Source organism: Mucilaginibacter calamicampi, from assembly GCF_042676765.1.
GTDB classification, from domain to species: Bacteria; Bacteroidota; Bacteroidia; order Sphingobacteriales; family Sphingobacteriaceae; genus Mucilaginibacter; species Mucilaginibacter calamicampi.
In genome coordinates, this window is record NZ_JBHTHU010000006.1 from 521930 (window position 1) to 541571 (window position 19642).

21 protein-coding genes are annotated in these 19642 nt (G+C 43.7%); 7 read left to right on the forward strand and 14 right to left on the reverse strand.

Annotated elements, in window-relative coordinates; all coding sequences use genetic code 11:
* Window positions 1-3: 3 nt before the first annotated feature.
* Entirely contained in the window at window positions 4-954 is a 951-nt protein-coding gene (locus ACFQZS_RS11845; RefSeq protein WP_377100450.1) for a glycosyltransferase family 2 protein, read from the reverse strand.
* Window positions 947-2206: an oligosaccharide flippase family protein gene (locus ACFQZS_RS11850; protein WP_377100452.1), complete on the reverse strand. Its 1260-nt coding sequence runs from the start codon at window positions 2204-2206 to the stop codon at window positions 947-949. Before ACFQZS_RS11850 ends, ACFQZS_RS11845 begins: the two co-directional genes overlap by 8 nt.
* 140 nt (window positions 2207-2346) lie before the next feature.
* Here ACFQZS_RS11850 and ACFQZS_RS11855 point away from each other — a divergent pair, with 140 nt between their 5' ends.
* Window positions 2347-3174 (forward strand): 2OG-Fe(II) oxygenase, encoded by an 828-nt coding sequence (locus ACFQZS_RS11855; RefSeq protein ID WP_377100454.1) that lies wholly within the window; start codon window positions 2347-2349, stop codon window positions 3172-3174.
* Window positions 3171-4019: a dTDP-4-dehydrorhamnose reductase gene (rfbD, locus tag ACFQZS_RS11860; RefSeq protein WP_377100456.1), complete on the forward strand. Its 849-nt coding sequence runs from the start codon at window positions 3171-3173 to the stop codon at window positions 4017-4019. Before ACFQZS_RS11855 ends, rfbD begins: the two co-directional genes overlap by 4 nt.
* A 38-nt stretch (window positions 4020-4057) precedes the next feature.
* Here rfbD and miaA read toward each other — a convergent pair whose 3' ends face one another.
* From miaA to ACFQZS_RS11875, 3 genes are read right to left on the reverse strand one after another with little or no spacing between them, the layout of a single operon-like run.
* Window positions 4058-5038, reverse strand: coding sequence for a tRNA (adenosine(37)-N6)-dimethylallyltransferase MiaA (gene miaA, locus ACFQZS_RS11865; protein WP_377100458.1), 981 nt, complete (start codon window positions 5036-5038; stop codon window positions 4058-4060).
* 23 nt (window positions 5039-5061) lie between these two features.
* Window positions 5062-5712: an IS1096 element passenger TnpR family protein gene (locus ACFQZS_RS11870; RefSeq protein ID WP_377100460.1), complete on the reverse strand. Its 651-nt coding sequence runs from the start codon at window positions 5710-5712 to the stop codon at window positions 5062-5064.
* A gap of 39 nt (window positions 5713-5751) precedes the next feature.
* Window positions 5752-7170: a CCA tRNA nucleotidyltransferase gene (locus tag ACFQZS_RS11875; protein WP_377100462.1), complete on the reverse strand. Its 1419-nt coding sequence runs from the start codon at window positions 7168-7170 to the stop codon at window positions 5752-5754.
* Between the two features lie 216 nt (window positions 7171-7386).
* Here ACFQZS_RS11875 and ACFQZS_RS11880 point away from each other — a divergent pair, with 216 nt between their 5' ends.
* Window positions 7387-8391 (forward strand): glycosyl hydrolase, encoded by a 1005-nt coding sequence (locus tag ACFQZS_RS11880; protein WP_377100464.1) that lies wholly within the window; start codon window positions 7387-7389, stop codon window positions 8389-8391.
* Between the two features lie 130 nt (window positions 8392-8521).
* Here ACFQZS_RS11880 and ACFQZS_RS11885 read toward each other — a convergent pair whose 3' ends face one another.
* From ACFQZS_RS11885 to ACFQZS_RS11915, 7 genes are all read right to left on the reverse strand, one after another.
* Window positions 8522-8911: an OsmC family protein gene (locus ACFQZS_RS11885; RefSeq protein WP_377100466.1), complete on the reverse strand. Its 390-nt coding sequence runs from the start codon at window positions 8909-8911 to the stop codon at window positions 8522-8524.
* 1 nt (window position 8912) lies between these two features.
* Complete coding sequence (locus ACFQZS_RS11890; RefSeq protein ID WP_377100468.1) at window positions 8913-9797, reverse strand: pirin family protein; 885 nt, start codon at window positions 9795-9797, stop codon at window positions 8913-8915.
* Between the two features lie 85 nt (window positions 9798-9882).
* Window positions 9883-11052, reverse strand: coding sequence for an MFS transporter (locus tag ACFQZS_RS11895; protein ID WP_377100470.1), 1170 nt, complete (start codon window positions 11050-11052; stop codon window positions 9883-9885).
* A 9-nt stretch (window positions 11053-11061) separates the two neighbouring features.
* Window positions 11062-11736, reverse strand: coding sequence for an SDR family NAD(P)-dependent oxidoreductase (locus tag ACFQZS_RS11900; protein ID WP_377100471.1), 675 nt, complete (start codon window positions 11734-11736; stop codon window positions 11062-11064).
* Window positions 11737-12030: 294 nt separating this feature from the next.
* The gene (locus tag ACFQZS_RS11905) at window positions 12031-12597 is read right to left on the reverse strand and encodes an L-threonylcarbamoyladenylate synthase (protein ID WP_377100473.1); all 567 of its coding nucleotides are present in this window, start codon (window positions 12595-12597) and stop codon (window positions 12031-12033) included.
* A complete protein-coding gene (locus tag ACFQZS_RS11910; RefSeq protein WP_377100475.1) occupies window positions 12590-13573 on the reverse strand; it encodes a glycosyltransferase family 9 protein in 984 nt (327 codons plus the stop codon). The genes ACFQZS_RS11905 and ACFQZS_RS11910 overlap by 8 nt, the downstream gene beginning before the upstream one ends.
* An 83-nt stretch (window positions 13574-13656) precedes the next feature.
* Window positions 13657-14472: a 2,3,4,5-tetrahydropyridine-2,6-dicarboxylate N-succinyltransferase gene (locus ACFQZS_RS11915; RefSeq protein WP_377100477.1), complete on the reverse strand. Its 816-nt coding sequence runs from the start codon at window positions 14470-14472 to the stop codon at window positions 13657-13659.
* Window positions 14473-14779: 307 nt separating this feature from the next.
* Between ACFQZS_RS11915 and ACFQZS_RS11920 the strand changes: the two genes are divergently transcribed.
* From ACFQZS_RS11920 to ACFQZS_RS11930, 3 genes are read left to right on the forward strand one after another with little or no spacing between them, the layout of a single operon-like run.
* Window positions 14780-15199, forward strand: coding sequence for a DoxX family protein (locus tag ACFQZS_RS11920; protein ID WP_377100479.1), 420 nt, complete (start codon window positions 14780-14782; stop codon window positions 15197-15199).
* On the forward strand, window positions 15196-15705 hold the full coding sequence (locus ACFQZS_RS11925; protein WP_377100481.1) for a hypothetical protein: 510 nt from the start codon (window positions 15196-15198) through the stop codon (window positions 15703-15705). The genes ACFQZS_RS11920 and ACFQZS_RS11925 overlap by 4 nt, the downstream gene beginning before the upstream one ends.
* A gap of 12 nt (window positions 15706-15717) precedes the next feature.
* Window positions 15718-16131: an RNA-binding S4 domain-containing protein gene (locus tag ACFQZS_RS11930; protein WP_377100483.1), complete on the forward strand. Its 414-nt coding sequence runs from the start codon at window positions 15718-15720 to the stop codon at window positions 16129-16131.
* A gap of 128 nt (window positions 16132-16259) precedes the next feature.
* Here the strand turns inward: ACFQZS_RS11930 and ACFQZS_RS11935 are convergent, their stop codons facing one another.
* Complete coding sequence (locus ACFQZS_RS11935; RefSeq protein ID WP_377100485.1) at window positions 16260-16856, reverse strand: OmpH family outer membrane protein; 597 nt, start codon at window positions 16854-16856, stop codon at window positions 16260-16262.
* 209 nt (window positions 16857-17065) lie between these two features.
* On the opposite strand from ACFQZS_RS11935, the gene gyrB reads away from it, so the two are divergent.
* The gene (gene gyrB / locus ACFQZS_RS11940) at window positions 17066-19024 is read left to right on the forward strand and encodes a DNA topoisomerase (ATP-hydrolyzing) subunit B (protein ID WP_377100487.1); all 1959 of its coding nucleotides are present in this window, start codon (window positions 17066-17068) and stop codon (window positions 19022-19024) included.
* A gap of 356 nt (window positions 19025-19380) precedes the next feature.
* Here the strand turns inward: gyrB and ACFQZS_RS11945 are convergent, their stop codons facing one another.
* Entirely contained in the window at window positions 19381-19623 is a 243-nt protein-coding gene (locus ACFQZS_RS11945; protein ID WP_377100489.1) for a DUF433 domain-containing protein, read from the reverse strand.
* Between the last annotated feature and the right edge of the window lie 19 nt (window positions 19624-19642).

Below are 19642 nucleotides of genomic sequence, written 5' to 3' on the forward strand. Positions count from 1 at the left end.
GCTTTAGCGGTTATTGATATTATCAATATCTGTAGGCCAAATTAGGTTTTTTGGCGTTAAAAGCCCATCCTTTAATCCCCTTATTAGGTTGGATGCCTTTTGGTTTCGGCCACGAAGCTTAAAATAGACATATAAGGCCCCGTAATACAACGCGTTGCGTAGGGCGTTTACCGGCAAAAAGGCAGCGCTACCATATTTGCGTAAAAACCATATATGGTTGCGGCTAACGTAATAGTGTATCACGGGGTTTAAATGTCCCTCTTTTTTTGGGGCCGATACTTTGGCTGATACGCCTGCCTCGTGATAAATTTTAACCGAAGGCAGGTAGTGTAATTCATATCCGTTAGCTGCCAGGCGGTAGGAGAGCTCTACATCCTCAAAATATAAAAAGAACTGTTTGTTGAGCAGGCCGCTTTTTTTCAGCGCGCTGTTACGCAATAAAACACAGCAGCCGGTAACCCATTTTGCTTTTTTAAATGATGTTATAGCATTAGCTCCGGGTGTGTTGGTATCAGACCGTACCACACCCGTTACGGCGTTAAAATTACCCTCTCCGTTCCATATTTTGCTTCTATCGTGCATCCAATAAATTGCCGGCTGTACAGCTGCCGCGTTTGGATGCGAATTTAAATGCAGGCTGAGTGCTGTTACAATATCTTCATCAACAATGGTGTCTGTGTTAATCAACAGAGAGTAAGTATACCCGTTGTCTATACTATAAGTTAAAGCTCTGTTGTTCCCTTCGGCAAAGCCCAAATTTCCCCCATTATCAATAAATTTAACACCGGGGAACCTGGTTTGTAAAGTGGCTAATGAATCGTCGGTAGAGCCGTTATCGGCAACAATAATATCAAACAGCTGCTCATCACAATATTGTTTTAATGACTGTATGCACGCCGCGGTATAATCGGGTGTATTCCAGTTCAGTAAAATTAGAGCTACCTGTTTAGGCATTTTGCGTTTTTGTTGTTTTTATAACATACTCATACATTAACCAGGCCGTTCCCTCCATAAACAGGGTAAAAGCGGCTATAAGGTATATGTTTTTGGTATAGGCAGATACACAGGCTAAAATTATTGCAACCACGGTAAGTACTACAGCTATATTAAATATGTTTCGGCGTTTTTGTTTCAGTAACAGATCAAGCATACTAAAAACGTTAAATGCTGATATAATTGGCACAAAAGCCATTATTCGTAATATCAATATCGTATCCGGATCATGTTTTTCTGATAGTATAAAAACTATCCAATCGGCCATAACGCAAATAAACAATGCTCCGGCAAGCGCCACCAGGCTAAAAATATTCTTCATCTTCTTCCTGAAAACTACCCACTGCTCTTTGCTTAGTTTGTAAACAGCCACTGCTTTTGGATATACCGCGTTTGATACAATGTTAAAGGCGTTACGGCATTGGCCTATTACCCTGTTGCTAACACTGTAAGCGCCAAGTAAAGGCGAATGGAAAAAGTTAAGCGCAAAAAATATTACAGATTGCTGCAGGTTAGCTGATACATTATTTAAGGCAAGCGAGAAGTTAGCCTTGCCAATCGCGGCCAAATCAGTAGCGGATGGTAAATGAAGATTCAGCCTGAAACGTTTATGCAGATACAGAAATAAACCTGTATAGACAAAGATATTTGCCGCGCCTAAAATAAAATTTACCCAAACCGCATTATTAGCGCCGTTTACAAAAATAAAAATAGTTGCTACTGCAAAAAAGTTACCTATTAGGTTAAAGATGTTAAATATCTTAACTTTTTCAATCCCGATAAAAAAGCATAGCGGATTAACAACCTCGGCCATTGCAAGCGGAACGGCAAACAACAGATAGCTGTAATGATCAGGATTAAACCAGTAATAGGCACACAATAAAACGCAAAAAATTAAAAATATAACTGCACGTATACCCAGGGTGTTATAAATAACAAGGCTTAGTTTTTCTGTTTCGTTAACGTGAAATGCAGTGTCCCGAACGCCCGATTGGGTTGTACCATAGCTTATAACGGTACCCGCAAGCATCATAAACGTGTAAGCTACTGATACAAGCCCGTATCCATCAAAACCATAACGTACGGTTATTATTCTGATGGTAATAACTAACAGCAATACGTTAGAAGCCTGTATACTGCTCAAATTGATAAAATTTGAGAGGATATTGGTTGATCGCAGCTTGATGTAGTAGTTATTTATTGTTGATCTCAAACAATCTGATTTTTAACAAAAAACAAATTTAGCTTATTTAGTTGTAAAGAACTTTAAGATTATCGTATAATAACAGCACTCTAAGTATTGAACATCAGCCCGATAATTTATACCTTGCAAACAAAAAAATAGAAACCGCTATGAATTATCTTAATCCTGAAATTAAAGACCTTAAACAACTTGGTATTGATAAGAGAGAAGAATATTTAAATGCCGAGCCGTTTCCAAGTATTGTAATAGATAATTTTTTTAATGAGGAGATTCTGAGCCAGGTATTGGCTGATTTTCCCGACCTATCTAAAAAGGCAGATATTAATAGCTACAACAACCATAACGAAAAAAAGCTTGAAGCTAAAGGCGAGCAGTATTTTAGCGATACCACCAAAGGTTTTGTTCATTTTTTAAACTCGCAGCCGGTGCTTGAGTTTTTACAAGAACTTACCGGAATTAAAGAAACACTGTTACCCGACCCGTATTTGAAAGGTGGAGGCTACCATGAAATTAAACCCGGAGGTTTGCTAAAGGTACATGCCGATTTTAATAAGCACGAAATGACCTGGCTTGATCGCCGTATAAACTTGTTAGTATACCTTAACAAAGATTGGGAAGAAAGCTATGGCGGCCATTTTGAGCTGTTTAATGTTGAAATGACCAAATCATACAGAAAGGTATTGCCAATATTCAACAGGATAGCCATTTTCTCTACTACAGACTTTACCTACCATGGTCACCCTGATCCGCTTACTTGCCCGCCTGATAGAAGCCGCAAATCAATAGCGCTATATTATTACAGCAACGGCAGGCCAAAGAGCGAGATAAGCGATACGCCACACTCAACATTATTTGTTGGCAGAGCCGGACAAGAAGGTGACGTAGTGCAGGAAAAGAGCTTTGTTAAAGATCTTGTAAAAGATATTACGCCGCCTATAATATTTAAAACCGCTAAAAAACTGATGGGTAAAAAGTGAGTAAAGTAGTAATATTTGGCGCTTCGGGGCAATTGGGTAGTTGTATAAAAAGTATTACGGGCGACGAATCAGAATCCTTCTACTTTCCGCAGACAAGCGAAGCTAATATATTGGACGTTGAAGGGCTTGAAAAGCTTTTTGCGGCGCATAAGCCTGCTTATGCTATCAACTGCGCTGCTTATACTGCCGTTGATAAGGCAGAAGAGGATAGCGACCTGGCCGAAAAAGTAAATGTAACAGGGGTAAAAAACCTGGCCGACCAATGTACTAAGCACGGCACGGTGCTCATCCATGTATCAACTGATTTTGTTTTTAAAGGTGCTGTTGCGCGCCCGCTAACTGAAGTTGATGCTACTGAGCCCATCAGCGTTTACGGCCAAACCAAATTGGATGGCGAAAAAGCGGCAGTCCAAACAAGCAAGCATTTTATCATCCGTACCGGCTGGTTGTATTCTGAACATGGCAACAACTTTGTTAAAACCATGCTTAAACTGGGTGCTGAGCGTGATAAACTGACTATTATTGCCGATCAGGTGGGTACACCTACCTATGCTATTGATCTGGCAGGATTTATTCTTACCATTATTAAGCAGCAAAGCAATGCCTACGGTATTTACCATTACAGCAACGAAGGCGTAACATCATGGTTTGATTTTGCCCGGGCTGTGTTTGACCTGTCAGGAACGCAGGTAAAGGTCATACCTATCCGTACAGATCAATATCCTACACGCGCAACGCGGCCCGGCTATTCTGTAATGGATAAAAGTAAGGCAAAGGAAACATTTAGTATAGAAATTCCGTATTGGAGGGATAGTTTGATAAAATGTATCCAACAACTCGGGTAAAATAGTCGGATTAACAAAATTTTAAGTAAGCGTGCCATTTAGAGGGGTTGTATCAGCTCCTCTATTTTTTTTCCCTCAATTTCTTCAGGTGCCATCCAGTGTATGTCCTTATCTTTTCTGAACCAGGTTAGCTGGCGTTTAGCAAAGCGGCGGGTGTTCTGTTTTATTAATTCAATGGCAGTATTAAAGGTTGTTTTTCCATCAAAATGGTCAAAAAGTTCGCTGTAGCCAACGGTATTTAAGGCATTCAGGTGGCGGTGGGGAAGTAATGATCGTACTTCATCAACCAAACCTTGTGCTACCATTGCGTCAACCCGGGTATTAACACGATCGTACAATACTTCGCGCGGCAGATCCAATGCTATTTTAATGCAGTTAAACGGCCGCTTATTAGTTGTTGCTTTACGATAGGATGAGAATGGCCGCCCCGTGCTGCGATAAACCTCCAGCGCACGGATAATGCGTTGTGGGTTATTTACATCAACCTGATTATAATAATCAGGGTCAACCGCTTTAAGCTCTTCCTGCAGCGGCGATATCCCTTTTTCGGCAAGTACATTATTTAGCTGCTCGCGTATGCCTTCATCCGCTTGCGGAATATCATCAAAACCTTCACACAGCGCCTTAATGTACAAGCCGGAGCCGCCAACCAGTATAACAACATTGTGCTGTTTAAACAATTCATCCAACAAGGCTAAACCCTGCTTTTCAAAATCGCCAACAGAAAAAAGCTCATTAATACTATGCGAATTGATGAAGTAATGCGTGGCAGCAGCCAGTTCGTCCGCATCAGGTTTGGCGGTGCCGATAGACATTTCGCGATAGAACTGCCTTGAATCTGCCGAAAGTATAACCGTATTAAAATGCTGCGCCAACCTTATAGCCGCTGCCGTTTTGCCGGAAGCAGTAGGGCCGGCAATGACGATTAAGGTTTTTGTTGGTCCATTGTCCATGGTCGATGGTCCATAGGTTTGTTTGTCGATAGTTAATGGACCATAGTTTATTTTACTATGGTCCATGGACTATGGTCTATCGACTAAAATTAATAATCGTCATTTTTACCACCGCGACTATCGTCCTCAAAGCCTTCGTCATCGGCAAACTCGTTGCCAAACTCGTCTTCTTCTTCCTCCGCGTCTTCGGCAGGTACTTCCTCGCCGCTTTCGTCAACTTCGGTAAAGTCTTCAGCGTCTTCGGGGTTCATGCCCACTTCGTTAAAAAAGTCAAAATCGTCGGCATCAGTAGCGGCAGCGGCTGCCATGGCAGCATCAGGACCGGTAACAAATTGCCGTGGCGCTTCGCCTGTTGATTTTATAACCGCCGGATAGGTGATCTTTGGATCTTCATCCAGAATTATCTTCATCAGTTCGATATGAAAATCAAACGGACGGTCGAAATTAAAAGTGTAGTAAAATTTTTGATGCGGATCGTCAATCCGGCTGCTCAGCTTTACCTTTTCCATCAACGCCACGCCGCGGTCAATGCGGCGCTGGTTAGGCAGATAGGTTATTTCCTCGCCTTTCATCCATTGATCGTTACTGATGTAAAACGACGATGAAAACTCAGCATTGTATTTAGTTGATTGGTGAATAGCGCGGTGCAGATCTTCAAATGTTTGGTTTGATCTGATATCTATCACGCGCGATACATCATCATAATCCTCAAAAGTTACGCTAAACCTGTATAGTGCCATTGTATAAGATAGTAGAGTTTTTTTGCAAAAATAATATTTTTACTTTGTGTTTGAGCCTTCCACAACTTTTAAGCCAATCTGTTGGCCGCAAGCTATAGTAAATGCAATTGCTTCATCGCGGCTGTTAGGTATATCGCCTTCCAATATCGCTTCGCGGATCTTGTTTTTTATAATTCCCACCTCGCGGCCCTCCTTAATACCAAACAATTCCATTATATCAGTGCCCGTAACAGGGGGCTGCCAGTTGCGTATATTATCGCGCTCCTCAACATCCTTTAATTTTTGCTGAACCAGCTCAAAATTGTTGCGGTACTTTTTAACCTTGTATTCATTTTTGGTAGTTACGTCTGCTTTACACAACAACATTAGTCCTTCAATGTCTTCGCCTGCCTCAAAAAGTAAACGCCTCACGGCCGAATCGGTAACGATAGACTGCGATAGCACAATGGGCCGCAAGTGCAGCTGCACCAGCTTTTGTACCAGTTTCATTTTCTCGTTAAGCGGTAATTTTAGCTGCGCGAAGATTTTAGGTACCATGCGTGCTCCTTTGTCTTCGTGCCCGTGAAAGGTCCAGCCGTGGCCGGCCTCAAAACGTTTGGTGGCAGGCTTGGCAATATCATGCAAAATGGCCGCCCAGCGCAGCCAAAGGTCGTTAGTGGTTTCGCAAATGTTATCCAGCACTTGCAGGGTATGGTAAAAGTTATCCTTATGGCCTTTGCCGTTAATATAATCAACGCCGTAAAGCGCCACCATTTGTGGAAAAATTTTATGCAGCAGGCCGGTATCAAACAAATAGTTAAAACCGATTGACGGTTTTGGCGAAAGGATGATCTTGTTCAACTCATCGGTTATCCGCTCCTGCGATACTATGCTGATACGGTCTACATTGTTTTTTATCGCCTCAACCGCCAGCGTATCAATTTTAAAATTAAGCTGCGTAGCAAAACGGATGGCACGCATCATGCGCAAAGGGTCATCGCTAAATGTTTCAACGGGGTTAAGCGGTGTGCGGATGAGTTGGCTATCCAGATCAGCCAATCCATTAAAAGGATCAACCAATTCTCCATAACTGTCCGGATGCAGGGATATGGCCAGGGCATTAATGGTAAAATCGCGCCTAAGCTGGTCATCTTCTAAAGTGCCATCCTCAACTATCGGCTTGCGCGAATTGCTGCGGTAGCTCTCTTTACGTGCCCCAACAAACTCCAGTTCAAGGTCCTGATAGCGTAATGATGCCGTACCGAAGTTTTTGTACACCGCCAGTTTTACTTTAAGCAGTTTGGCAACTTTTTCCGCATAGTCAATGCCGTTGCCAATAACAACGATATCAATATCTTTTGACGGGCGCTTTAAAAAAATATCGCGCACAAAACCACCTATGGCAAATACCTGCAAATTATGCTCACCGGCAATTTTGCTCAGTATTTTAAAAACAGGATGTTGGAGGTGTTGCTTCATGTACGCGCGGTTCCCAAACAAAAGGGGACTGCGAAATTAAGGAAAATTATTACAGTTGGAGGTAGGGAGTTTACAGTTGGCAGTTTACAGTTGGCAGTAGGCGAAGCCACAGGCTATCAAAGCCGCACTTATCATTTTATAACGTAAATGATAACATTAATTTACTACTGTTGCAGAAGCTGATGATTATCTTTGGAAAATACCCATACCAGGCCCATGCGTTTACTATTTGCCTTTGTTTTGTTACTTAGCTTCACCCAACAAGGTTACGGGCAACAGCGGAGGCAATTGTTAAACAAAAATGCTTCAAGGCAAGCAAAGGCGGTTTATAGCTATTTGCAGGACATGTATGGCAAAAAAATGCTGGCCGGGCAAATGACCTCCAACTGGGGCGATGACGAGCTTAAATATGTAAAAGACAGTACCGGAAAACTTCCCGCCATACGCGGACTGGATTTTATAGACAGCGCAAAAAATAACGACGAGATAAAATATGCCAGGCAATGGTGGCGCAAGGGGGGCATACCCACTATAATGTGGCATTGGGGTGCACCGTCAATAGGCAGCGGTTACGAAAACTCAAAAAAGCAGATAGATATTGATAAGATATTTATGGATGGCACGCCCGAGCACATTGCCTTTTGGAAAGAGATGGACGAAAAGGCCGCCCTGCTTAAAAAACTGCAGCGCGCCAACATCCCCGTATTGTGGCGACCGTTCCATGAGCTAAATGGCGACTGGTTTTGGTGGGGTAAGCAAGGGCCTGAACGCTTTAAACGCCTGTGGGTAACTATGTACAATTATTACGTTAATGAAAAAGGCCTTAATAACCTGATATGGGTGCTATGTTACATGGATGTGCCGGATGCAGCCTGGTACCCCGGCGACGCGTATGTGGATATTGCCGGGCCGGATACTTATAAAAAGGAACAATCGCAGATAGAAATGTACCAACGCACACGCGCCATTGTGGGCGATGTGATGCCCATAGCTTTTCATGAAACCGGCGTGCCACCCGACCCTACAGCATCTTTTAAATTAGGTGCAAAATGGGTGTGGTTTATGGAGTGGCATACCAATTTTTTAAGAGAGGTACCGGTAAATCATCTTAGATATGTTTATGATAATGATTTGGTAGTAACCCTTGATGAAGTGCCTAATATTGTAAAGCAGTATGGTGGTAAAAGAACTTTTTGGGAATGGTTGCGGGATTTGTTTTAGGGGGCTGAACCCTCAAAATAGTTTGTCATTCTGAGCGGCAGCGAAGAATCTTGTAAAAGCGACCAACCGAGCGCTCAGCTACAAAAGCGTATAAGATTCTTCGCTATTGCTCAGAATGACAGGTAATTATTTACATCACCGTTGTCTCAATACTAATACTATGCGTTAGTATTTTGTGCAGCGGGCAGGCATTGGCAACCGCTAACAGCCGGGTGCGTTGCTCATCCGTAAGGTTGCCGGTAAATTGTATTTTGCGGATGAAGGTGGTTTGTCCTTCCGCCTCTAATAATTCAACATCAGTATCCACACTTTCCAATGGCCATTCTTTACGGTCGGCATACATACGCACAGTAGCGCAGGTACATGCACCCAGTGACGATGCCAGTAATTCTTTAGGCGAAAAACCTTTATCCTGCCCGCCTTTATCAACAGGCTCATCGCCGATAATCACATTGCCTGTGGGCGATTTAAGTTCTATGCGGTAAAGTTCGGTGCCTATGCTGGCTTTAATTGCTATCATGTTATTTTTTGTTAAAGGTTGGGTAAGGTACAAATTCGTTTTCTTCGCCGGGTATCTTGTCAAATGTCTGGTCTATCCATTTCTGTTTGACAACACTTATCAGCTCCTTGTCGGTTGCAACAAAGTTCCAGTCTATAAAGCGCTGCTCGGCAAAGGGCTCGCCGCCAAAAATATAGATAGTGCTGCCGGGTGCCATAACAAAATTGCATAACGAGCTTTCTTTAGCCACCAGCAATTGTTTGGGCTGATAAATATTGCCGTCGTTTTCAATGCTTCCCTCCAGAATATAAATGCCCACCTCGCCATAAAGCTCATGGCTTATATCAACCGTTTGACGGGTTTGGCTTTTTATTTCTATCATAAAAAGTTTGCTGTAAACGGGCACCGGCGATACGCGGCCAAAAGCCTCGCCGGCTATCAGCTTAAATTGCAGGTCTTCATCCGTCCATGCCGGTATATGGTCCGCATCAATATGAAAGAACTCCGGCTCCATCTGCTCCAGCTCTTTTGGAAGTGCTACCCAAATTTGCAGGCCATGCAGCACCTGGTCGTCATGGCGCATATGCTCAGGCATGCGTTCAGAATGGACAATACCTTTACCTGCGGTCATCCAGTTTACGGCACCGGGTTTTATTTCGGCAACGGTGCCCAATGTATCCCTGTGCATAATGCTGCCTTCAAACAAAAAGGTGAGGGTAGACAGGCCAATGTGCGGGTGCGGAAGCACATCAAAGCTTTGGCGCTCGTTTAGTTTTACAGGCCCCATGTGGTCTATAAAAATAAATGGGCCCACCATTCTTTTTTCGCGAAACGGCAGCAGGCGGCCAACCATAAAGTTGCCAATGCTTGCCGCGCGCTCTTCAATTATCAGGCTGATGTTTGACATTTAATTTGATGAAAAGGTTGTAATTGGTAATAAGCTAAATTACACAAAATGTTATGGAATGTGTGGCGCCTGAAAAGCCATAAATTTAGCTACTTAAAGATAGGTCTGCCGTTTGCTTATGCTTCCTTATCAGCAAACACGCAAACCCAACCCCCATAATAGCCATGCACATACCTACCAATGATGGCCAGTTAAAGCCCAGCCCCATGGCAATAGGCAAACCGCCCAAAAAAGCACCGATGGCATTACCAATGTTAAAAGCGGCTTGGGTAATGGCTGCGCCCAGCATTTCGGCACTTTTAGCGGTATTGATCATTAATATCTGTATAGGCGCGGCAAGGGCAATAGACAAGGCACCGGCAATAAACGTTAGCAGCAGCGATATGATCTGATTGCCCGAAAAAAGGAAGATACATAACAGCGTTAACGCCATTGCTGTAAGTAGCCATACCGTTGCCGTAATAGGCTTAACCCTGTCTGCCAGCCAGCCGCCTGCAACGTTACCTACCACCATGCCAAAGCCTGCTAATACCAAGATATAGGATACATTGGCGCTTTTAAAACCTGATACTTCCGTCATTAGCGGGGCTATGTAGCTTATCCAGCAAAACAAACCGCTTGTACCAATCCCTGTAATAAGTATGATCAACCATGTTTCGGTACTTTTAAATATCTGTAGTTCTGAACGCGCGTTGCCGCTGCGGTTAACCGGCAGGGCAGGCATCCACAGATATAAAAATAACAGGGTAACCAAACCAATAAAAGCTACAATTGCAAAAGTATATCGCCATAAATAAACATGCCCAACCCATGTACCGAGTGGCACCAGCAATAAATTGGCAATAGTTAAGCCTGCAAACATAACTGATATGGCTTGCGCCTGTTTGCCCGGCGAAGCCAACCGGCTGGCCACTACCGCGCCTACGCCAAAAAAAGCGCCATGCGGTAGTCCCGCAAAAAAGCGGGCAATGAGCAGTGTAAAATTATTGGGGGCAAAGGCTGATGCAGTGTTAAAAACGGTGAACATTACCATTAACGCGATCAATATTTTTTTAGGCGGATAACTGCCACTTATCAGCACCAACAGGGGGGCGCCAACTACAACACCCAGCGCGTACGACGATATGAGGTGCCCGGCCACCGGGATGCTGATGTTAAGGTTAGCGGCAATATCAGGCAGCAGGCCCATCATCACAAATTCGGTTGTGCCAATAGCCAAACCACCCAGCAATAGCGGGAATAAACTTTTCTTCACGCTACGCTATTAATAGTTTTCTATTCCGGCCGAATCTACATTCCAGAACTTACCTATTGCTGTATTTTCTGTAATGGCCTTGTAAATTCCGTTAACAGATTGTTCAATGGTAGTAGGAGCTGTTTGGCCACCCATGCGGGTTTGCACCCAGCCGGGATGCAATGCCGTAACGCGGATATTTCTTTTGGTCAGTCGTTCACTTAACATCACCACATACATATTTAACGCCGCTTTTGACATGCGATACCCCGGCGCATCAGGCGCCGCCGCCCGCAGCAGCGACATGATGGTTGACAGGAAGATAATTTGCCCGCCGTCGGTCACATTATTTAATAAGGCTTCAGTAAATAAGGCTGTGCCTACAGTATTGGTGGCAAAACTTGCGTTAAGCCCGGCAGCAGTAGGTACTTCGGTATTAGCATCAACCAAAACACCCGCGTTATTGATCAGGCAGTCTATGCTAATGCCCAATTCAGCCACCTGCTTGGCAACTTTTGCAATACTTTCCTCATTGCTGATATCGCCCTGCATAACGGTAAGGTTAGGATGCGAAAAACCGGCAACCTCGCCGCTTCTTGTTACGGCAATTACTTTGATGCCTTCTGCTATTAATTTTTTAGTAAGGTCAAGCCCTATACCATTGCTCGCGCCGGTTATGAGGGAGGTTTTTATTGAATTATTCATAGGGAGATGTTGCAGTTTTTATACCTGGGCAAAGCTAACAAAAAACTCCTTCCCCGGGGGAAGTGTGCCAGGGGCTGTAAGTAGGGATTTATATCGTTCTTTTATCGGTTTGGCTTTTTAGAATGCCCCCTAAAGTGTATACACCTAAAAGTTGTAAAGCCCGTTTTAGGTGATTTTTAGCCATTATTGGGAGATGCTTATTTTAGTTAAATAATTGATAGTTAGTGTATTGAGTAAATAAGCGTATACGCTTTAATTTGAGTGGATGGCTGTATACGGCTACACCCTTTTTGCTTACCGCCTTAAAAATTCAAACTTACCGCTGGGATCTAAGCGCATTATGGTTGATGGTTTTTTGATCTCGGTACTGTGCTGCTCCAGGTCAACCACGTAATCAACGCCGTTTATAATGTCATCGCTTATCTGCCCGAAATACTGGGGTGATGGCTCACCACTTATATTGGCCGATGTTGAAACCAGGGGCCTGCGCAGCCGCTGTATAACCTGCTGGCAAAACTGGTGCGAAGTTACCCTTATACCAACACTGCCATCCGTAGCAATAAGCGCGGGCGAGATATTTTTGGCACCCGGCATTACCAGGGTAAGCGGATTTTCGGCGTATTCTATCAGGTTATAAGCCAGTTCAGGCACCTCCTGTACATAGCTTTGCAGTTTATTATCTGTATCCAGCAAAATGATCATGCTCTTGGCCTCATCGCGCTGTTTTAAAGCGAATATCCGTTTAACGGCATCGGTATTGGCCGCGTCGCAGCCTATACCCCAAATGGTATCTGTAGGATATAGTATTATCCCGCCCTCCTGCAATACTTTAAAAGCTTTGGCAACTTCGTCTCTAAGCATGGTTCAAATATACGCTGAGCGCGTTAATAATCCGCGAATCGTCAAGCAATTGCATACACTTGGGTATGCCGTAAAGTTTGCAAACATTGCGCACGCAGGGTTCGCAAGGTAATTGTCCGGCACGTATTACGGTAAGGTTGTGTGTGTTATTGGGGGCAGTGTTATGTTCATTACCCGCACCAAACAGCGCCACAACCGGCAAGCCCACACTATTGGCCAAATGTGCCGGCCCCGAGTCGGTACTTAGCAACACTGTTGCTCCTTCCATTAAGTTAGCCAGCGTTGCCAGCGTTGTTTTGCCGCAAAAGTTGCTTATACGGTCAAGATTGTCGGCTCCTTGCAGTAACTGTTCTATATAAATGGAGTCTTTAGGGCCGCCTATCAAACCAAACTGCCTGTCGGTAAAAGTTTGGGTAAGCAGTTTTAACAGCTCTTTGCCCTTATCCAGTGGCATGCGTCGAGAATCAGCTTCCGAGTTAAAATTCAACAACACCAGGCCTGATTTTTTTTGCGGCTCCGGCTGTAGTTTTACCTGTTTTTGGCCAATAGTTTTTCCGGTAAATTGTTCAAGCAGGGCTAAATATTCATTTACCCGGTGTACGTTCTTAGGTCGGCGGCAAACTTTGGTCAACAAAAAAAAGCCGCCCTCTTTGCTAAACCCCACGCGCTTTTTTGCGCCCGTTGCTTTACCCATTATCGCTGCCGAAAGGGAATCGGGCAGGGTGAAGAAGATGTCGTATTGTTCTGATCGCAGAGATTTGCCGAAACGGTATACACCACCCAGGCCGGGGTTATCCTGTTTTGAAAAAGAATGAATGGTATCTACACCGGGGATAAGCGAAGCCACAGAACTCAGCTCCTTTTTGATGATCACATCAATGCGGGCATCATGATAAAGCTGCTTCACTGATGTAATAAACGCGGTGCTCATCACCACATCACCCAGCCAGTTAGGCAGCCTTATGAGTATTTTCATGGTAAAAGATTAGTGATTGAAGATTGAAGATTGGTGACTGGCGACGAACCAATCTTCAATCTTTAATCTCCAATCTTCAGTAACTAAACCGCCACATTATTCTCCCTCAAAGCATCATTCAATGAGGTTTTCTTATCGGTTGATTCTTTCCGCGTACCGATTATCAGGGCGCAAGGTACCTGGAAATCACCCGCAGGGAAGGTTTTGGTATAGCTGCCCGGAATAACTACCGAGCGGGCAGGCACACGGCCTTTATACTCAACAGGTGTGCTGCCTGTAACATCAATAATTTTGGTTGATGCGGTAAGCACTACGTTAGCGCCTAACACAGCCTCGCGCTCAACATGCACACCCTCAACCACAATAGCGCGAGATCCTAAAAAGCAATTATCCTCAATTATTACAGGGGCAGCTTGCACAGGCTCTAATACGCCACCAATACCCACACCACCGCTTAAGTGAACATGCTTGCCAATTTGCGCGCACGATCCTACCGTTGCCCAGGTATCAACCATGGTGCCTTCGTCAACAAAAGCGCCAATGTTTACATAGCTTGGCATCATAATAACGCCTTTAGCCAAATGCGCGCCGTAGCGGGCAATAGCATGTGGCACTACGCGCACGCCGGTTGCCTTATAGTCGGTTTTTAGTTTCATTTTATCGTGAAACACAAACGGGCCAACTTCAATCTCCTCCATGGTGCGGATAGGGAAGTATAATATAACGGCTTTCTTTACCCAGTCGTTTACATGCCAGCGGGTGCCAATCAGTTCGGCAACGCGTATCTCGCCCTTATCAAGGCGTTCAATAACGGTTTCAATGGCATTAATGTATTCGTTATAAGTAAGCAGGGTACGGTCTTCCCAGGCTTGCTCAATTAGTTTTTGTAGCTCTTGCATCTTATATGTTAAAAGTTTGCCGCAAATTAAAGGATTTTTGAGCAGATTTGTTTGATTCAGTTTGCAGTAGTCGGTTACTTGGTCTGAACCATGATTCGTATGATTGATGAGTTTAAGGATTTTAAATGATTCTTATAATCCTCAAATCTTAAAAATCTTAGTTCAAACAATATCGGCGTTATCTGAGGCCCGCGCTATCCGCTCATACTGCACAGGCCTTAGCCACGGGCCGGTATCCGCTGCTATCGCTAACGCATTTCTACAATAAATTAAATTTGTAACTTTCTCCCCAAAACCATCACACATAATGAGTTTGCGTAAATGGACATCCACAGATAAAACCCCCACAACTTTACTGATCAGGCTCGTAGTAGGTGTAGTTTTCCTTTCAGAAGGGATTCAAAAGTTTTTATTTGCCGCGGCACAGGGCAGTGGCCGTTTTGAAAAAATAGGCATGCCATCGCCGGAATTTTTAGGTCCGTTTGTTGGCATTACCGAGATCATCTGCGGTTTTTTAATATTAATAGGTTTGCTTACGCGTTTCGCAGCTATACCGCTTATTAGTATTATGTTGGTAGCCATTTATACCACAAAATTACCTATGTTGAATGATGGTGGCATCTGGAAAATGCTGCACGAAAGCCGTACGGATTGGGCCATGCTGCTTTGCAGCATATTTTTGCTGATAAGGGGCGGCGGAGCATTTTCAATAGATAAGAAATTATGAGAAAATACTTAATACTGCTATTACTGGCAATAGCTACAATAGCAAAAGCGCAAGATGATGACGAATATTGGAAAAGCTGGAATAAGAATTATCCGCCGGGCGACATTCCGCTGGTTTTACAACATGAACGGCTTTACGCTGATAGTGTAGAGAAACACCGCAATATAGCGCCTTATTACTTTGCAAAAGCCAGCTACCGCTTTAACGCTACTTTTTTAGCGCAGGTAAAGAAAATAGATAACGAGACGCTGGCATCTATTAAACGCGTTTTAAAGCTTACCGTACAGAAGGATACGCCTGTGGATGAAATATTTAAGCAAATGGTTTTGATGAAAATAGGTGATGTACAGATTTGGATGCCAATACAGGAAAAGATTTTAATGGCGTTAAAGGAAGAGGCATCTAAAAATGACGAAGTATTACTTTACTGTTTGTTTTTAAATGAGCACACAAGTAAAAACGTTTTGTACAATCATTTCTTAATTTCGGAGTTTATAAAAGATTGATGTAAGTTAGGCATGCCCGAAAAAGAGAAACTAAGAATAGATAAATACCTGTGGGCCATACGCCAGTTTAAAACACGTACGCTGGCATCTGATGCCTGTAAGGCGGGCCGTGTTAAGCTGGATGGGAACAATATAAAACCATCGCATGAGGTGCGCCTGGGCGAAGTTTATCAGGTATCTAAAGGACCTGACCGTAAAGTTATTCGTGTTGTTGGCTTGTTAGAGAACAGGGTTGATGCTAAAACCGCCGTAGGTTTTTACGAAGACATTACCCCGGTTGAAGAAACCCATGCTTTTAAAACTATGTTCCATGCACCTATGCTGAAACGGGACAGGGGCACCGGCCGCCCAACAAAACGCGACCGCCGCGAAATAGACGACCTTAAGGACGATCTGCTGGAAAACAAAAACGAAAGCCCCCTCTAAATCTCCCCCGGAAGGGGAGACCTTTAAAAATGAATTATAAAAACAAAACCCGGACTGTTGGTCCGGGCTTGGTATAATATCTTCTTTATCATCCGCAAATCTGCACATTTGCATATCTGCACATCAAATTATTTCTTGTCTTTAGCGTAAGCTTCGTTCAATCTTTTAGTAACATCAGCAGTTACATCAAGTGTAGCGTCACCGTATAACACGGTAGGGTTAGCCTTTGAGTAGGTAAGTACCATTTTGTAGCCTTTTTCTTTCGCGTATATTTTGGTAAAATCAGCTATCTTATCATATAGTTTGTTGGCTTCAGTGCCTTGCAAGTTTTGAAATTCAGCACCGGCAGCCTGCTCGTATTGCTGTTGTTCTTGTCCTTTGCGTGTTAAACGTTGCTCCGTAGCAGCGCGTTGGTCAGCGCTTAAAGTATTGGCATTTCTTTTATACTCGGCTATTTCACGCTCAAAAGCCTGCCTTCTTGAGCCAATATCGTTTTCGGTTGTTTTGCCTTTGCTTTCAAGTGTGCTACGCATGTCTTTAGCATAATCATATTTAGCTAACAGCGTATCCTGGTTTACAAAAACAATAGTTTCAGACGCTGAACTTCCCGTTGAAGCGGCAGCAGCCGGGGCATCGGCTTTTTTATCGTTATTGCAGGCTGCAACGGCAATGGCAACCATTACACCTAAAGAGATCTTTGTGAAAATAGAACCTGTGGTTTTCATTTAATTTTTATTGTATTGATAATGTGTGTGGTTATAAGATCCTTTAAAGCTTATACCTGTTTTTTTGTAAAAAATTTTCACAAATATAATCTTTCAATACAAGTATCCTAATAAATTAAAAAGAGGTTAATGTGAGGTCATAATTTATTAACAATGGCAAATATTAGGGCATTTTTTGTAGCTTTGAAGGTTATTGTTTTAACCAAATTATGAGCGAAGAAAATCAGGACAAATCGAATTACTCAGCAGATAATATACAGGTTTTAGAGGGTTTAGAGGCGGTGCGCAAGCGGCCGTCTATGTACATTGGCGATACAGGTGTTAAAGGCCTGCACCACCTGGTGTATGAAGTAGTAGATAACTCGATAGACGAGGCGCTGGCCGGGTATTGCGATACTATAAATGTTGCCATCCACAAAGGCAACTCTATAACAGTAGTTGATAACGGGCGCGGTATACCAACCGGCATCAACACAAAAGAAAATAAATCGGCACTTGAAATTGTAATGACCGTACTGCACGCGGGCGGTAAGTTTGATAAGGACACTTACAAGGTTTCGGGTGGTTTGCACGGTGTGGGTGTTAGTTGCGTTAACGCGCTGTCAACCCACGTAAAAACAGTTGTACACCGCGAGGGTAAAATATTTACGCAGGAGTACGAGCGTGGTAAGCCGTTATTTGATGTTAAAGAGATAGGCGTTTCTGATAAAACAGGAACGATACAAACTTTTCAACCCGATCCGGAAATTTTTCAGTTAACTACAGAATATAAGTTTGATACACTGGCAGCGCGCTTACGCGAACTGGCCTATTTAAATAAGGGTATCCGCTTAACGTTGACCGACGAGCGCGAGCCTAACGAGGACGGTACTTTTTTAATGGAAGAGTATTACTCTGAAGGTGGTTTGAGCGAGTTTGTTAAATTTTTAGATGGCACGCGTACCTCTATTATACCTGAGCCTATTTATGTTGACGGTATAAAACAAGGCATACCTGTTGAGCTGGCTTTGCAGTATAATGATACTTACTCAGAGAACGTATTCTCTTACGTAAACAACATTAATACTATTGAAGGTGGCACGCACGTAGCAGGTTTCCGTCGCGGATTGACCCGTACTTTAAAAAATTACGCGGAAAAAGAGGGCTTGTTAAAGAACCTTAAAGTAGAAATATCAGGCGACGACTTCCGCGAAGGCTTAACTGCTGTTGTTTCTGTAAAAGTACAGGAGCCGCAGTTTGAAGGCCAAACCAAAGGCAAACTGGGTAACAACGAGGTAATGGGCGCGGTTGACCAGGCCGTTGGCGAAATTTTAGGCAACTACCTGGAAGAACATCCGCGCGAGGCCAAAATGATAGTTCAAAAAGTGGTATTAGCTGCTACTGCCCGTGCCGCTGCACGTAAGGCACGCGAGCTGGTGCAACGTAAGAATGTAATGAGCGGATCGGGCTTGCCGGGTAAACTATCTGATTGTGCCAACAGTGATCCTGCATTATGTGAGATCTATCTTGTCGAAGGTGACTCGGCGGGTGGTACCGCCAAGCAGGGCCGTAACCGCGAGTATCAGGCTATTTTGCCTTTAAGGGGTAAGATACTGAACGTGGAGAAAGCCATGGAGTACAAGATCTACGAGAACGAGGAGATAAAGAACATGTTTACCGGTTTGGGTGTAACCCGCGGTACGCCAGAGGATGATAAAGCGTTAAACCTTACTAAGCTTCGTTATCATAAAATTGTGATCATGACGGATGCTGACGTTGACGGATCGCACATAACAACGTTGATATTGACCTTCTTCTTCCGTTACATGAAGGAGTTGATAGAGGCCGGATATGTTTACATCGCATCGCCACCGCTTTACCAGGTTAAAAAAGGTAAAGAGTCTGTTTATGCCTGGAACGACGAGCAGCGCGATGCTGCCATACAGCGCTTAAAAGGTGCCGGTAAAGAAGATAGTGTACATGTGCAACGTTACAAAGGTTTGGGTGAGATGAACGCTGAGCAGTTGTGGGAAACTACAATGGACCCTGCACGCCGCACACTTAAGAAAGCGACCATTGAAAATGCTGCCGAGTGCGACCATACCTTCTCTATGTTAATGGGCGACGAGGTAGCACCACGCCGCGCATTTATTGAGAAGAACGCCAAGTATGCGCGTATAGATACGTAGGTAGTTGATTAGTTGATTAGAGATTAGTTGACTGGTGCTTAGAGACTATTTGAATATTTAAGCAAACCCCCTCGTCGCAAGATGGAGGGGTTTTGTTATTAATCCAATACTTCGTTGTCATTTCGATGGAGCGGAGCAAGGGCAAAGTGCATAGGGGCGAAAGAGAAATCTTTTCGAAGCAGTCAGTCTTGAATAGTTCGAAAAGATTTCTCCTCCCAACCCCGCTCTATCCTGCGTTGGTCGTCGAAATGACAGCGGAGGTTAAAGCCCGCCCGTGTAGGCGTAAAATACATTAACGCTATTGCTATTTAGCTATAATTGGCGACAATTGAGTGTCCAGCCAAATTTCCCAAATATCAGGCGGCATGAATAATTAGCGTATTCTTTATTTTATTAGAAGCATATAACAAGGCTGCTTGAATGTCCTCTTTCTCCAAAATTGGATGCTGTTCTAATATATCAGACTCAGAAATTCCTGTCGAAAGTAGTTCCAGGATATCGCTTACTAAAAAACGCAGGCCCCTTATTGCCGGTTTACCCCCAAGAGTTCCGGGAGTAATTGTTATACGCTCCAACAGTTTTTGCTGATTATGATCCATATATAAAGTTAATATTTTT